Annotated in this window: 15 protein-coding genes; all 15 read right to left on the minus strand. The window is 61.5% G+C overall.

Features of this window, described 5'->3' with window-relative positions; all coding sequences use genetic code 11:
- Window positions 1-75: 75 nt before the first annotated feature.
- The gene (ureC, locus tag FHL07_RS15105) at window positions 76-1,776 is read right to left on the minus strand and encodes an urease subunit alpha (RefSeq protein WP_095025263.1); all 1,701 of its coding nucleotides are present in this window, start codon (window positions 1,774-1,776) and stop codon (window positions 76-78) included.
- A gap of 35 nt (window positions 1,777-1,811) precedes the next feature.
- Window positions 1,812-2,120, minus strand: a complete 309-nt coding sequence (locus tag FHL07_RS15110; protein WP_095000999.1) for an urease subunit beta — start codon at window positions 2,118-2,120, stop codon at window positions 1,812-1,814.
- Window positions 2,117-2,650 (minus strand): GNAT family N-acetyltransferase, encoded by a 534-nt coding sequence (locus tag FHL07_RS15115; RefSeq protein WP_095017663.1) that lies wholly within the window; start codon window positions 2,648-2,650, stop codon window positions 2,117-2,119. The genes FHL07_RS15110 and FHL07_RS15115 overlap by 4 nt, the downstream gene beginning before the upstream one ends.
- On the minus strand, window positions 2,647-3,180 hold the full coding sequence (locus FHL07_RS15120) for a GNAT family N-acetyltransferase (RefSeq protein ID WP_095001001.1): 534 nt from the start codon (window positions 3,178-3,180) through the stop codon (window positions 2,647-2,649). The genes FHL07_RS15115 and FHL07_RS15120 overlap by 4 nt, the downstream gene beginning before the upstream one ends.
- An 8-nt stretch (window positions 3,181-3,188) precedes the next feature.
- Complete coding sequence (gene ureA, locus FHL07_RS15125; RefSeq protein ID WP_016783355.1) at window positions 3,189-3,491, minus strand: urease subunit gamma; 303 nt, start codon at window positions 3,489-3,491, stop codon at window positions 3,189-3,191.
- 81 nt (window positions 3,492-3,572) lie between these two features.
- Window positions 3,573-4,412, minus strand: a complete 840-nt coding sequence (locus tag FHL07_RS15130) for an urease accessory protein UreD (protein ID WP_095017662.1) — start codon at window positions 4,410-4,412, stop codon at window positions 3,573-3,575.
- A gap of 45 nt (window positions 4,413-4,457) precedes the next feature.
- The gene (gene urtE / locus FHL07_RS15135; RefSeq protein ID WP_095024332.1) at window positions 4,458-5,156 is read right to left on the minus strand and encodes an urea ABC transporter ATP-binding subunit UrtE; all 699 of its coding nucleotides are present in this window, start codon (window positions 5,154-5,156) and stop codon (window positions 4,458-4,460) included.
- 40 nt (window positions 5,157-5,196) lie between these two features.
- Window positions 5,197-6,045 carry an urea ABC transporter ATP-binding protein UrtD gene (gene urtD, locus FHL07_RS15140; protein WP_095001004.1) on the minus strand — a complete coding sequence of 283 codons (849 nt, stop codon included), beginning with the start codon at window positions 6,043-6,045 and terminating at the stop codon, window positions 5,197-5,199.
- Window positions 6,042-7,121 (minus strand): urea ABC transporter permease subunit UrtC, encoded by a 1,080-nt coding sequence (gene urtC, locus FHL07_RS15145; RefSeq protein ID WP_095020797.1) that lies wholly within the window; start codon window positions 7,119-7,121, stop codon window positions 6,042-6,044. Before urtC ends, urtD begins: the two co-directional genes overlap by 4 nt.
- A complete protein-coding gene (urtB, locus tag FHL07_RS15150) occupies window positions 7,121-8,623 on the minus strand; it encodes an urea ABC transporter permease subunit UrtB (protein ID WP_138738641.1) in 1,503 nt (500 codons plus the stop codon). Before urtB ends, urtC begins: the two co-directional genes overlap by 1 nt.
- 149 nt (window positions 8,624-8,772) lie before the next feature.
- Complete coding sequence (gene urtA, locus FHL07_RS15155; RefSeq protein WP_095017659.1) at window positions 8,773-10,038, minus strand: urea ABC transporter substrate-binding protein; 1,266 nt, start codon at window positions 10,036-10,038, stop codon at window positions 8,773-8,775.
- Between the two features lie 223 nt (window positions 10,039-10,261).
- Window positions 10,262-11,272 (minus strand): FecCD family ABC transporter permease, encoded by a 1,011-nt coding sequence (locus FHL07_RS15160; RefSeq protein ID WP_095001008.1) that lies wholly within the window; start codon window positions 11,270-11,272, stop codon window positions 10,262-10,264.
- Entirely contained in the window at window positions 11,269-12,219 is a 951-nt protein-coding gene (locus FHL07_RS15165; protein WP_095001009.1) for an ABC transporter substrate-binding protein, read from the minus strand. Before FHL07_RS15165 ends, FHL07_RS15160 begins: the two co-directional genes overlap by 4 nt.
- On the minus strand, window positions 12,216-13,004 hold the full coding sequence (locus FHL07_RS15170) for an ABC transporter ATP-binding protein (protein ID WP_095001010.1): 789 nt from the start codon (window positions 13,002-13,004) through the stop codon (window positions 12,216-12,218). Before FHL07_RS15170 ends, FHL07_RS15165 begins: the two co-directional genes overlap by 4 nt.
- Before the next feature lie 83 nt (window positions 13,005-13,087).
- Window positions 13,088-15,214, minus strand: coding sequence for a TonB-dependent receptor (locus tag FHL07_RS15175; protein WP_138738642.1), 2,127 nt, complete (start codon window positions 15,212-15,214; stop codon window positions 13,088-13,090).
- Between the last annotated feature and the right edge of the window lie 157 nt (window positions 15,215-15,371).

The following is a 15,371-nucleotide window of genomic DNA, read 5'->3' on the forward strand; positions in this document are numbered from 1 at the left end:
AAAAAATGGAGCCGCATCTTAACGCCAAATGCAGCGTTCCAGTACAACCGCCAATCCCCCTGCAAATACGGGGTGTCAGAACAGGAAGTAGCGCTGTGCCATCGGCAGGACCTCGGCCGGTTCACACCACAGCAATACACCGTCGGCCTTGACCTGATAGGTCTGCGGGTCGACTTCGATCGCGGGCAGATAGCCGTTGTGGATCAGATCCTTTTTCTGCACATCCCGGCAGCCCTTTACCACCGCGATTTGCTTTTGCAAACCCAGCGCTGCGGGGACGCCCGCGTCAAACGCGGCCTGGCTGATAAAGGTCAGGCAGGTGGCGTGGCGCGAGCCGCCGTAGCTGGCGAACATCGGGCGATAGTGAACCGGTTGCGGCGTGGGGATCGAGGCGTTGGCATCGCCCATCAGGCTTGCCGCAATGGCCCCGCCCTTGATGATCAACGTCGGTTTGACGCCGAAAAACGCCGGGCGCCACAGCACCAGGTCGGCCCACTTGCCGACTTCGATCGAGCCCACTTCATGGCTTACGCCATGGGTGATCGCCGGGTTGATGGTGTATTTGGCGATATAGCGCTTGGCGCGGAAGTTATCGTTGCCCGGTGCATCTTCAGGCAGCGGCCCGCGCTGTTTTTTCATCTTGTCGGCAGTTTGCCAGGTGCGCGTGATCACTTCGCCCACCCGGCCCATGGCCTGGCTGTCGGAGCTGATCATCGAGAACGCGCCCAGGTCATGGAGGATGTCTTCGGCGGCGATGGTCTCGCGGCGGATCCGGCTTTCGGCGAAAGCCACGTCCTCGGCGATGCTCGGGTCGAGGTGATGGCAGACCATCAGCATGTCGAGGTGTTCGTCGATGGTGTTGCGCGTAAAAGGCCGCGTCGGGTTGGTGGAGCTGGGCAGCACGTTGGTCAGGCCGCAAGCCTTGATGATGTCCGGCGCATGCCCGCCACCGGCACCTTCGGTGTGATAGGTGTGGATGGTGCGGCCCTTGAAGGCGGCGAGGGTGGTTTCGACAAAGCCCGACTCGTTCAGGGTGTCGCTGTGGATCGCCACTTGCACGTCATAGAGGTCGGCAACGGTCAGGCAGTTGTCGATGGACGCCGGGGTGGTGCCCCAGTCTTCGTGCAGCTTGAGGCCGATGGCTCCGGCTTCGACCTGTTCGATCAGCGGTTGCGGCAGGCTGGCGTTGCCCTTACCGGTAAAGCCCATGTTCATCGGGAACGAATCGGCGGCCTGAAGCATGCGCGCCATATGCCACGGCCCCGAAGTGCAGGTGGTGGCATTGGTGCCGGTGGCCGGGCCGGTACCGCCGCCGATCATGGTGGTCACGCCGCTGTTGAGCGCTTCTTCGATCTGTTGCGGGCAGATAAAGTGGATATGGGTGTCGATGCCGCCTGCGGTGAGGATCATGCCTTCGCCGGCGATCACTTCGGTGCTGGCGCCGATGGCGATGGTGACGTTGGGCTGGATATCCGGGTTGCCGGCCTTGCCGATGGCGTGGATGCGCCCGTTCTTGAGGCCCACATCGGCTTTGACGATGCCCCAGTGATCGATAATCAGCGCATTGGTGATCAGCGTGTCGACCACTTCACTGGCGAGCAGTTGGCTCTGCCCCATGCCGTCACGAATCACCTTGCCACCGCCGAACTTCACTTCTTCGCCGTAGGTGGTGAAGTCGTGCTCGACCTCAATCCACAACTCGGTGTCGGCCAGGCGGATCTTGTCGCCGACGGTGGGGCCGAACATGTCGGCGTAAGCCTGACGGGAGATTTTCATGGTGAGTTCCTAAAAATTGGTTCGGACCCTGAGGGTCAATCCAGATTGCCCATCACCCGCCCGGCGAAGCCGAACACCCGGCGCAGACCGGCCAGCTCCACCAGTTCCACTTCACGGGTTTGCCCCGGCTCGAAGCGCACGGCGGTGCCAGCCGGAATGTTCAGGCGCATGCCGCGACTGTCGCCACGGTCAAACATCAGGGCGTCGTTGGTTTCAAAAAAGTGATAATGCGAGCCGACCTGGATCGGGCGGTCGCCACGATTGGCTACGCTCAGGACCAGGGTGCGGCGGCCGACGTTCAGTTCGATCTCGCCCGACTCAATGCGGTATTCGCCCGGGATCATTGCGGCTCACTCAGGGTCTTGAAGTAGATGGCCGTGGGGCTGTAGTGGCCGTCGGGGCTTTGGCAGTAGTTGGGCAACTCGCCCACGCGGGTGTAGCCCAGGGCACTGTAGAAGTTCTCCGCCGGGGAGCCGGCTTCGGTGTCCAGGTGCAACAGGCCGCGCTTTTGCTCGCGGGCGCCTTGCTCCAGGGCGTGGATCAGTACCTGGCCCAGGCCGCGGCGACGCACTTCATTGAGCACCAGCAGTTTTTGCACCTCGGCACGGTTCAGGCCGTTGGCCTTCTGGCACAGCACCAGTTGCACGCTGGCCAGCACGCGCTGGTCTTCGACCAGTACCCACAGCAGCAGATTGCCTTGTTCCAGTTGCCCGTGAACTTCGTTGAAGTAACGGCTGGCCTGAGGCTGATCCAGGTCGTTCATGAAACCCACCGATGCGCCGTGCCCGACCGCATCGAGCAGCAGCACAATCAAGTCATCGCGGTATTGAGCAAAGCTCTGCGCCGTCACGCGTACCACCTGTTCGGCGTTCATTGTGCGAGCTCCTTGGGCGGCAGGGCGCCGGGGTTAAGCATCAGTTGCATAAAAGTCAGGTCTAGCCAGCGGCCGAACTTGATCCCCACTTGCGGCATGCGCCCGCTGGTGACAAAGCCCAGTTGCCTGTGGACATGGATCGAGGCCGCGTTGGCGCCTTCGATGGCGGCGACCATCACATGCTTGTCACAGGCACGGGCGCGTTTGATCAACTCGGCCAGCAACTGTGGCCCGAGTTTTTTGCCGCGCTGCTCGGGGTGGATATACACCGAGTGCTCAACGGTATGGCGAAAGCCCTCGAACGGCCGCCAGTCGCCGAACGAGGCATAGCCCAGGGCTATATTGGTGTCGTCGACGATCACCAGAATCGGGTAACCCTGGGCCTGGCGTGCGTCGAACCACTGCTGGCGGTTGTCCAGGTCTACGGTGTTTTCGTTCCATATGGCCAGGGTGTTGAGCACCGCATCGTTGTAGATATCGCGAATCGCCGGCAGATCCGCCGCGACTGCATCACGAATGACATAAGACATGCTCGGCCTCAGGCGATGGGTTGGTGGACGGTGACCAGCTTGGTGCCATCCGGGAAGGTGGCTTCGACCTGGATATCGGGGATCATTTCCGGAATGCCTTCCATCACCTGGTCGCGGGTCAGCAGGGTGGTGCCGTAGTGCATCAGCTCGGCGACGGTGCGGCCATCGCGGGCACCTTCGAGCAGGGCTGCGGAGATATAGGCGATGGTTTCCGGGTAGTTGAGAATCACACCGCGGGCCAACCGCCGCTCGGCCAGCAGGCCGGCGGTGAAGATCAGCATCTTGTCTTTTTCGCGTGGAGTCAGGTCCATGGTCGGGTCCGTGTTCGGCAGTTAAAAATGAGTCGGGCCTTGGCCCTCACCCTAACCCTCTCCCAGAGGGTGAGGGGCTCTTCAGGTACTCCAGATGCGTGGCGCCAACGCCTCGCGCCCCAGCAATGCCGGGCGCAGCAAGCGCCATAAATCGATCAGCCAGCTGCGCGCCTGCAAGGCTTCACTGGCCAGGCAGCGCGCTACCAGTAGACCCGGTAATTGAGTCAAATCACCGCGCACCGGGTTGGCCAGCGCGCGGCAGCGTTCCAGCAGCTCGGCACTGACTTCACCCGTTACCAGCAAGGTGGCAAACACCGGGTTGCCATCCAGGCCGATGGGCGAATCCAGCAGCCCGTCGCCGCCTGCAATGCGCTGGCGTTCATGCCAGAGCAACTGGCCGTCGCGGCGGATATCCAGGCGTGACTGAAAATGCCCGTGCTCAAAACGCTCGCCGCTGGCCAGCCGCCCCAACGCCACCATGTCCCAGTAAAACAGCCGTGCATCGCCTGCAAGTTCGATACGGGTGGTGAGTTCGGCCTGGGCTGCGCTGAACACGATGGTTTCTTGCGGTAGCCATTCCAGGGTCGCGCCGGCAGCCACGTTCAATTCGACTGTCTGGTAAGCCGGGCCCGCCGCGCGATACCACTTGGCCGCGCCGGGGCTGGTCAATTGCGCCCAGGCATCGGGGCCGACGCTGGCGCTGATATTCAGTTGGTCACCCCCGGCAATCCCCCCCGGCGGGTGGACGATGATGTGCTGGCACACCTCGGGGCCTTCGGCGTACAAATGCTTTTGCACCCGCAACGGGCCGAGGTGGCGCCGCAGGGTAGGGCGGGTGCTGTCGCCAAAACGGCCATAGCCCAGCTCCAGCTCGGCGAGCCAGCTGGGGGTGAACAATGCGGTATTGGCCGGCAGGTTCATATGTAGGACTTCTTTGTAAGAAAAGCACCAGGAAAGAGGGACAGATTAAATCGTCACCAGCCCGCGCACACCCTCTGTTTGCATATTTTCACCACGCCCCTGCTGCACGATTTCACCTCGCGACATCACCAGATACTGATCGGCGAGCTCCTCGGCAAAGTCATAAAACTGCTCCACCAGCAAAATCGCCATATCGCCGCGGGCGGCGAGCATTTTGATCACTGCGCCGATCTCCTTGATCACCGAGGGCTGGATGCCTTCGGTGGGTTCGTCGAGGATCAACAGGCGCGGGCGGCTGGCCAGGGCGCGACCAATGGCCAGCTGTTGCTGCTGGCCACCGGACAAATCGCCGCCGCGCCGGTGTTTCATTTGCAGCAGCACCGGGAACAGTTCGTAGATAAACGCCGGCACTTCCCTGGCCTCGGCGCCGGGAAAGCGCGACAGGCCCATCAGCAGGTTTTCTTCCACCGTCAGGCGCCCGAAAATCTCCCGGCCCTGGGGCACATAGGCGATCCCGGCGTGGACCCGCTGATGAGGCTTGAGCGTGGTGATGGGCTGGCCCTCCCACTGCACGCTGCCTTCCTTGACCGGCAACAGGCCCATCAGGCATTTGAGCAGGGTGGTCTTGCCCACGCCATTACGGCCGAGCAGGCAGGTGACTTCACCGACTTTGACCTCGAAGGACAGGCCGCGAAGGATATGACTGCCGCCGTAGTATTGGTGCAGTTTTTCGACGTTAAGCATGTTCAGTTCTCTCCATGCCCCCTGTGGGAGCGGGCAGTTTTCAGCGACCCAGGTAGACTTCGATCACCCGTTCATCCGCCTGCACCTGCTCCAGCGAGCCTTCGGCCAATACGCTGCCCTGGTGCAGCACGGTGACGTGGTCGGCAATCGAGCCGACAAAGCCCATGTCATGCTCCACCACCATCAGCGAATGTTTGCCCGCCAGACTCTTGAACAGCTCGGCGGTGAATTCGGTTTCGGCATCGGTCATGCCCGCCACCGGCTCGTCGAGCAACAGCAGTTGCGGGTCCTGCATCAACAACATGCCGATTTCCAGAAACTGTTTCTGCCCGTGGGACAACAGCCCCGCAGGCCGCAGGGCCGAGCCGGTCAGGCGGATGGTATGCAGCACTTCGCCGATACGGTCCTTTTGCTCTCCTGTCAGTTTCGCGCGCAGGCTGGCCCACACCGACTTGTCGGTCTTCTGCGCCAGCTCCAGGTTCTCGAACACGCTCAGGGCCTCGAATACCGTGGGCTTCTGGAACTTGCGGCCAATCCCGGCCTGGGCGATCTGCACTTCGCTCATCTGGCGCAGGTCGAGGGTTTCGCCAAACCAGGCCTGGCCTTCGCTGGGCCGGGTCTTGCCGGTGATCACATCCATCATGGTGGTCTTGCCCGCACCATTGGGGCCGATGATGCAGCGCAGTTCACCGACGCCGATATACAGGTTGAGGTTGTTCAGGGCCTTGAAGCCATCGAAGCTGACGCTGATGTCTTCCAGGGTCAGGAGGGTGCCGTGGCGGGTGTTCAGGCCCGGCCCGGCGGCTTGTCCCAGGCCGATGGCGTCGCGACTGCTGCCAGCGTCCAGCACTGGTTCGAGCATGAATTCGGCGGTCGGTGTGATTCTCATTGTTCGCCCCTTTTCTTCAGCAGGCCGATCACGCCTTTTGGCAGGTACAGGGTCACGACGATAAACAGCGCCCCGAGAAAGAACAGCCAGTATTCGGGGAAGGCCACGGTAAACCAGCTTTTCATGCCATTGACCACGCCTGCCCCCAGCAGCGGGCCAATCAGGGTGCCGCGCCCGCCGAGGGCGACCCATACGGCGGCTTCGATGGAGTTGGTCGGCGACATTTCACCCGGGTTGATAATGCCCACCTGGGGCACATACAAGGCCCCGGCCAGGCCGCACAGCACGGCGCTCAGTACCCAGACGAACAGCTTGAAACCGCGCGGGTCGTAGCCGCAGAACATCAGGCGGTTTTCCGCGTCGCGCAGTGCGGTCAATACCCGGCCGAACTTGCTGCGCGCCAGTCGCCAGCCAAGGAACAGGCTGGTCACCAGCAGCAGCACGGTGGCCAAAAACAGCGCCGCGCGCGTGCCCGGCTCGGTGATGCCAAAGCCCAGAATACTGCGAAAATTGGTGAAGCCGTTGTTGCCGCCAAAGCCGGTTTCGTTGCGGAAAAACAGCAGCATTCCGGCGAAGGTCAGGGCCTGGGTCATGATCGAGAAGTACACGCCCTTGATCCGCGAGCGAAAGGCGAAAAAGCCGAACACCAGGGCCAGCAGGCCGGGGGCCAATACCACCAGACACATTGCCCACCAGAAATGCTCGGTACCGACCCAGTACCATGGCAGCTCGGTCCACGACAAAAAGGTCATAAAGGCCGGCAGCTCGTCGCCCGAGGCCTGGCGCATCAGGTACATACCCATTGCGTAACCGCCCAGGGCGAAGAACAGGCCATGGCCGAGCGACAGCAGCCCGGCGTAGCCCCAGACCAGATCCAGGGCCAGGGCGACAATGGCGTAGCAGAGAATCTTGCCCACCAGCGTCAGCGTGTAGGCCGAGACCTGCAACGGGCTGTCGGCGGGCAACAGCGAGAGCAGCGGCAGGGCCAGCAATACCAGCAGGACCAGAACGCCCACCAGTGTAGTGACCGCAGGTCCGGCCTTTTGTGCAGCAGTGACCATCAGAGGCTGATTCATCAGTCGATCACCCGTCCTTTAAGCGCGAAGAGCCCCTGCGGACGCTTCTGGATAAACAGAATGATCAGTCCCAGGATCAGGATTTTGCCCAGCACGGCACCGATCTGCGGTTCGAGGATCTTGTTGGCGATACCCAGGCCAAAGGCCGCATACACAGTACCGGCCAATTGGCCGACGCCGCCCAGCACCACCACCAGAAACGAGTCGATGATGTAGCCCTGTCCCAGATCCGGGCCCACGTTGCCGACCTGGCTCAAGGCCACGCCGCCAAGTCCGGCAATCCCCGAGCCCAGGCCGAAGGCGAGCATGTCCACGCGCCCGGTGGGTACACCGCAGCAGGCAGCCATGTTGCGGTTCTGGGTAACGGCGCGCACGTTGAGGCCCAAACGGGTCTTGTTCAGCAGCAGCCAGGTCAGTACCACCACGGCCAGGGCGAAGACGATGATCACCAGACGGTTATACGGCAACACCAGGTTGGGCAGCACTTGCAGCCCGCCCGACAGCCAGGCCGGGTTGGCCACTTCGACGTTTTGCGCGCCGAACAGCACGCGTACCAGCTGGATCAAAATCAGGCTGATGCCCCAGGTGGCAAGCAATGTCTCCAGCGGGCGGCCGTAGAGGTGACGGATGATGGTGCGCTCCAGCAGCATGCCCACGGCTGCGGTAACGAAGAACGCCACGGGCAGGGCCAGCAGCGGGTAGAACTCGATGGCGCCGGGAGCAAAACGCTGGAACAGCAACTGCACGCAGTAGGTGGAATAGGCGCCGAGCATCAGCATTTCGCCGTGGGCCATATTGATCACCCCCAGCAGGCCAAAGGTGATGGCCAGGCCGAGTGCAGCCAGCAGCAGGATCGATCCGAGGGACAAACCGCTGAACGCCTGCCCCAGCAGGTCGCCGATCAGCAGCTTGCGTTTGATTTGCACCAGGCTGGTTTCGGCGGCGGTGTGCACGCTGGCATCGGTTTCTACCCCTGGTTGCAGCAGGTTTTCGAGGCGGGTCCGGGCCAGCGGTTCGCCAGTTTCGCCCAGCAGGCGCACGGCGGCCAGACGCACGGCAGGGTTGGGGTCGACCAATTGCAGATTGGCCAGCGCCAGGCTTAATGCGCTGTGCACATCGCTGTCCTTTTCAGCGGCCAGTTGTTGGTCGAGGAAATTGAGTTGCACCGGTTTGGCGGATTTCTGCAATTGTTGCGCTGCGCTCAAGCGCAGCTTGGGGTCGGCTGTCAGCAGTTGATGGCTGGCCAGTGCGGTATCGATCAAGCCGCGCAAGCGGTTGTTCAGGCGCAGGGTTTTAACCTGGCCGTCTACGCTGATCTGGCCTTGTTGCAGGCTATTGATCAGCTCTACACGGGCGGGTGCCGGTTGTGCCGCCCAGCTTTCGAGTAGCGTGGCTTGCTGTGAGTTAGTGGCGGCGGCGAAGTCGCTGGCGTCGTCGGCGTGGGCGGCCAGGGGCAGCAACAGCAGTAGCGCGACGATAACGCGGTAAAGGGCAGTGGGCATAGTTATGGCCTTGCACAGATAGAAGCAATTCAACACACCTGTGGGAGCGGGCTTGCTCGCGATGCAGGCAACGCGGTCTTTCAGTCAAACCGTGTTGACTGCATCGCGAGCAAGCCCGCTCCCACAAAAGCACAACGATGAGGCTGGCCTCAGTTACTCTTCACCGCGTAATCCGGCTTCTTGTCATTGCCCGGGATGTAAGGGCTCCACGGCTGGGCGCGGATCGGCCCTTCGGTCTGCCATACCACGCTGAACTGCCCGTCCGGCTGGATCTCGCCGATCATTACCGGCTTGTGCAGGTGATGGTTGGTCTTGTCCATCGTCAGGGTGTAGCCCGAAGGCGCGGCAAAGGTCTGGCCCGCCAGGGCTTCGCGCACCTTGTCGACATCGGTGGACTTGGCTTTTTCGGCCGCCTGGGCCCACATGTGAATGCCCACGTAGGTAGCTTCCATCGGGTCGTTGGTCACGGCCTTGTCGGCGCCCGGCAGGTTGTGTTTTTTGGCGTAGGCTTTCCAGTCAGCCACGAATTTGGCGTTGACCGGGTTCTCTACCGACTGGAAGTAGTTCCACGCCGCCAGGTTACCCACCAGCGGTTTGGTGTCGATGCCGCGCAGCTCCTCTTCACCCACCGAGAACGCGATCACCGGCACGTCGGTCGCTTTCAGGCCCTGGTTGGCCAGCTCTTTATAGAAGGGCACGTTGGAGTCACCGTTGACCGTGGAGATCACCGCTGTCTTGCCGCCCGCCGAGAACTTTTTGATATTGGCCACGATGGTCTGGTAGTCGCTGTGGCCAAACGGGGTGTAGACCTCTTCGATGTCCTTGTCGGCCACGCCTTTGGAATGCAGGAATGCGCGCAGGATCTTGTTGGTGGTGCGCGGGTACACGTAGTCGGTGCCCAGCAGCACAAAACGTTTGGCGCTGCCGCCGTCTTCGCTCATCAGGTATTCCACCGCTGGAATCGCTTGCTGGTTCGGCGCCGCGCCGGTGTAGAAGACGTTGGGCGACATCTCTTCGCCTTCGTATTGCACCGGGTAGAACAGCAGGCCGTTGAGTTCTTCAAACACCGGCAGTACCGATTTGCGCGACACCGATGTCCAGCAGCCGAACACCACCGCAACCTTGTCCTGAGTCAGCAACTGACGGCCCTTTTCGGCAAACAGTGGCCAGTTGGAGGCCGGGTCGACCACTACGGGTTCGAGCATCTTGCCGTTGACACCGCCCTTGGCGTTGATCTCGTCAATGGTCATCAGGGCCATGTCTTTAAGCGAGGTTTCGGAGATCGCCATGGTTCCGGACAACGAATGCAAAATCCCTACTTTGATGGTCTCGGCGGCTTGCACCGTCCAGGTCATGCCCATGGCTGCGATGGAGGCGCTCAGGGTGAAAGCCTTGATCAAGCTACGACGCTTCATGGTGCGATCTCCAGGTCTCTGATTTTTAGTGATGAATTCAATGACTGGAGAGGTCTTTAGCAAAGGCTGTGCCTATACCTGAAAAGGGCTCTGGAACAGTATTTTGCGCGAAGAGTGGGCGCGACGACGCACCCGTTTGGTGCCGCCGGGAAGGCGTGGTGCGGGGTTATGCTTCACCTTGGTGCTTTGCGGGTTTGACTCACTACCGCCCTGTCAGGCGGTGTTAGCGTTTGCGCATCAACCCGATAAAAAACAGCCCGCCAATCGCCGCCGTGGCCACGCCTATGGGCAGGTCTTCGGGGGCGATCAGGGTGCGTGCCGCCACGTCGACCCAGACCAGGAACACACTGCCCAGCAAGGCGGATACCGGCAGCAGACGTCGATGCTCCGCGCCCACCAGGCGGCGGGCGATATGCGGAATCATCAGCCCGACAAAACCAATGGAGCCACTGATGGCCACCAGCACGCCGGTCATCAGCGAGGCGATCAAAAATACCCGCAGGCGCACATTGCGCGCATTCAAGCCCAGGGTCACGGCGGTTTGTTCGCCGGCCATCAGGGCATTCAGCGGGCGTGCCATACCCAGCAGCAAAACCAGCCCCAGCAGCACGCTGGCGCTGGGGATGGCCAGCAGCTCCCAGCGCGCCAGTCCCAGCCCGCCGAGCATCCAGAACAGCACCGCGGAACTGGCCCGGTGGTCGCCCAGAAACAGCAGGGTATTGGCCACGGCCATCATCACAAAGGATACGGCCACGCCGCACAACAGCAAACGGTCGCTGTCGAGCCGGCCGTGTCGGCTGGCGATGGCCAGTACCAGAGCCATGCTCAACAGCGCCCCGATAAATGCGGCAATGGGCAGGGTCAGCAGCCCGACGATTTCGCCCACATGCAGCACCACAATCACCGCACCCAGCGTGGCGCCGCTGGTCACACCCAGCAGGTGCGGGTCGGCCAGGGGGTTGCGGGTCACGGCCTGCAACACCGCGCCGATCAGTGCCAGCCCTGCGCCCACCAGCGCCCCCAGCAACATGCGCGGCACGCGGATCAGCCACACGATATGTTCCTGGCCCGCGCTCCAGTTAACGTCGCCGATGCCAAACAGCTTGTGCAGCAGAATCTGCCACACCACGTCCACTGGCACCCGCGCCGGGCCAAAACCCAGCGAAACCACACACGACACCAGCAGCAATGCGCCAAGACCAGTCAGCAACAGGGCGTAGCGGCTGGCCATCATTGCGGGTGAAAGCCTTTAGCCAGGGTTTCGATGGCGAGCACATTGTCGATGCCCGGCGTGGCCTGCACATAAGGGATAACGATAAAGCGCTTGTTACGGATCGCGTCTACCGATTGCAGCGCCGGGTTGGTTTCCAGGAAGCGTTGTTTCTGCTCGGCGGTGACCTCGCTGTAATCAACGATCACGATGACTTCGGGGTTGCGCTCGACCACGGTTTCCCAATTGATACGGGTCCAGCTGGCGTCGATATCGCTGAGGATATCGTTGCCACCGGCGGCTTCGATCAATGCGTGGGGGATACCCAGTTTGCCCGAAGTCATGGCCCGGTCTTCACCGCTGTCATACAGGAAAACCCGGGGCTTCGAGGTGGGCAGGGTGTTTTGGACGTCTGCAATTTTTGCCTGCATCTGGGCGATCAACGCACTGGCGCGATCCTGCACGTCGAAGATCCTGCCCAGGTTGCGCAGGTCGTTATAGGTGTCTTCCATGCTGGCGGGCGGGCGCTTCATCACAAATGCGCAGGACTCGGTCAGCTCATACACATTGATGCCCAGCGGGGTCAGGGTTTGCGGCGTGAGGTCGCCGCCCACGCGCATGCCGTAGTCCCAGCCGGCGAAGAAGAAATCGACGTTGGCATTGAGCAGGGTTTCCACTGACGGGTATTTGCTCGCCAGTTCCGGCAGACCATCGAGGATCACTTTCATCTGCGGGGTCACGGCCTTCCACCCGCTGATCCCGCTGTAGCCGGCCATGTGTGGCTTGAGACCGAGGGCGAGCATCATCTGGGTCATGTTGATGTCATGGCTGACCGCGTGTTTGGGGGCCTGGTCGAAGGTCACGTCGCGATTGCAACTCTTGATAGTCAGCGGGTACTGCGTGGCCTCGGCAAAGGCCAGGGGCGAGGCGAGCACTGCGCCCAGGCAGAGGGCGAAACGAATCAGGTTCATGCGTGGGTTATCCAGGTTATGCGCGGGTAGCCGGACAGCGGATGGTCGTCGATCAGGGCCGCCACGCCAAACACGTCGCGCAACAGCTCCACAGTCAAGACTTCACGGGGCGTGCCGCTGGCGATGATCTTGCCGTGGTCAATGACGTACAGCCGGTCACAAAAGGCAGCGGCCAGATTGAGGTCGTGGATGCTGGCCAGGGTGCCGATGTTCAGGCGCTTGACCAGTTGCAGCAACTCCAGCTGATAGCGCGGGTCGAGGTGATTGGTGGGCTCGTCGAGGATCAGCAGTTCGGGTTGCTGGGTCAGGGCACGGGCCAGGATCACCCGTTGTTTTTCGCCGCCCGAGAGGGTGGCGAAAGCGTGGTCTTCAAAACCCTGCAGGCCGACGGATGCGAGGGCGTTTGTAGCCAGTTGGCGATCAGCTTGGGTGTCGCCATCGAACAGGCCTTTGTGCGGGGTACGGCCCATGGCGACCACTTCATCGACGGTCAGGCCGAAAGTGTCGGGGAATTCTTGCAACACCACGGCGATGCGTTGCGCGCACCAGCGGGGTGATTGCTGCCAGAGATTGTGGCGGTCGAGCTGGACAGTGCCCGATTGCGGCTTGCTGAAACGGTAGGCGCAGCGCAACAGGCTGGTCTTGCCGCTGCCGTTGGGCCCGATCAGCCCCACAAACTCACCTGCAGCGACATGCAGGTTGGCATCACGCAGCTGGAACTGGTGATGGCAATGGCCGTGGCCCAGAGGGCTCCAGGCGAGTTGGGTGAGGGTGAGGCGGGTCATAAAAGTCCGGTTGTTCTTTAAAGTCAAAAGCCCCTCACCCTAGCCCTCTCCCTCCGGGAGAGGGTTGGGGTGAGGGCCAGCGGTTAAAAGGTGTAATCAGCCGTCACGAAAAACGAACGCGGTTCGCCCATGATCCATTGCTGGCCGCCATTGTATTGGGTTACGGCGTACTGGCGGTCGAACAAATTGTTCAAACGCAAACCCAGGGTGGTTTTGGGCATCGCTTTCCAGCTCACGCTGGCGTCTACCACGGTGTTGCTCGGCAGCTCGACGTTGTTGGCCATGTCGGCATAACGCGAGTCGACATAGCGCACGCCGGCACCGGCACTTACATCATCGTTGATGGCCTTGCTCAACCACAGATTGGCGGTGCGACGGGGTACGTCGGTGGGGCGGTTGCCTTTGCGCGATACGCCTTCATCGTCGAACTTGTCGTACTGCGCGCGCACCACCGAGGCGTTGGCTTGCAACGCCCAGCGCTGCGGCAGTTGCAGGTCAAGGCTGGCTTCCAGGCCGCTGGAGGACTGCTCGCCCACTTGCAGCGTATTGCCCGGGATATTCGGGTCGGAGGTCAGCAGGTCTTTTTTGACAATGTGATAGGCCGCCAGGGTCCATTCGCCGCGCTGATCCCAGAACATCTGCTTGAAGCCGATTTCGGTCTGGCGCGCATGGGCCAGTTCGAAGTTTTGCTGCTTCTCGCTCAGGCTGATCAAGCCGCCCACGCCATCAACGCTGGTGGCTTGCTGGGCATAGATCGACATGTCCGGTGTCAGTTCGTATACCAACCCGACTTTCCAGCTGTTGGCCGACAGGCTGCGGTCAGTTCGAGTGGCGTCGCCATTGACCGCGAAGTCATCGCGGTCCAGATGCACGATATCGCGGCGCACCCCGGTGACCAGCGACAGTTGATCGCTCAGCTCGGTGCGGTTTTCGGCGAACAGCGAAACCTGTTGCGTGGTGGTGGTGTATTGATCGCGGTACGGCGAGTCACTTTCAAATTCGCCACGATCCGGGTGGTACAGGTCAATCGGCTGACCGTTTTCATTCACGTCTTTATACGGCGAGTTGCTGTGCAGGTTGAAGTGGATGCGGTTGTAATCCGCGCCCACCAGGGTTCTGCTTTCAAGGCCGAACAGGTCGTGGTTGAGGGTGAAGGTCTGGCGGTCGCCGACCTGTTCCTGCTCGTGCTTGATGCTGAAGTAGCCCCTGCGCAGCAAGGTCTGCTGGCTTTCATTCCAGGCGTGGTTTTCGGCGTTCTGCCAGCGGCGTTGGGCCTTGAGGTAATACAGCTCGTTGTTGGCACTGAGGGCGTCGTTGATCTGCCATTCAGTATTGAGGCGCGTCCACTGGTCGTTGTAATGCAGTTTTGCATCGCGCACGTTGTAGTTCTTGTCCCGCAGGCTCTGGTGATACCGGCCATTGATCAGGGGTACGCCGAAATCGTTTTGCGGCTCCTGATCGCCATAGTCGTGGCTCAGGGTAAACGCCAGGTCATCGCTGGCCTGCCAGCGCAGAGCGGCGCTGACAAAGGTGTTTTCGGAGTCGCCGTGGTCGATCCAGCCATTGCTCTGGACGTGGTTGATATTCAACCGATAGCTCAGGGTATCGGTCAGCGAGCCGCCGCTGTCGAGTGCCTGCTGGCGGGTGTCGTACGAGCCGTAGCCCACACGGACATGGTTTTCTATGGCACCGGAGAAGGGTTTTTTCGGGATTACGTTAATCACTGCGCCGGTAGCGCCTTCGCCATACAGCACCGAGGCCGGGCCGCGCAGCACGTCGATGCGTTCCACCGACCAGTCGTCCACCGGGAAGGTCACGGTACCCGCGCCGCTGTACATGCGTACGCCGTCATAGAGCTGCATCACCGAGCCTTCGCCGACAAAACCCCGGGCCGAATAGGCGGAGCCGCCGTTACCCGGTGTGCCGGTGTTGCTGATGCCGGTCGTGCGGGTCACGGCGTCCTGCACGCTGCGGTCGCCACGGGCGCGGATTTGCGCGCCGGTCAGGCTTTCAACGCTGGCAGGCGTTTCGAGGCCGGTAAGGTTCAGGCGTGAGCCGGCGCTGGTGGCGGTCTTGAGGTCGATGCTTTCAATCTCGACTTCAGGCGCGGTAACGCTCGCGGCAGGCAGCATCAGAGAGGGGGCGGCGTCATCGGCCTGGGCGCTGTTCAGCGCCAGCAGGCAGAGACTGGACAAAAAGTACTTGTTCATCAGGGCAGTGAGTCGCTTATTTCAGAGGGTGTCCCCGCTGCCTCCTGGCGGCGGGTGATGGAGCTTAAATGGTTTTGTTATACAGTAACACTTATTTCACGCATGATATTGGCGTGCCATTATAGGGGTGGCTCTGCAATGCGCCTCTCGGATGGTT

The sequence above is a fragment of the Pseudomonas sp. FSL W7-0098 genome (genome assembly GCF_005930585.1).
GTDB lineage: Bacteria > Pseudomonadota > Gammaproteobacteria > Pseudomonadales > Pseudomonadaceae > Aquipseudomonas > Aquipseudomonas bubulae.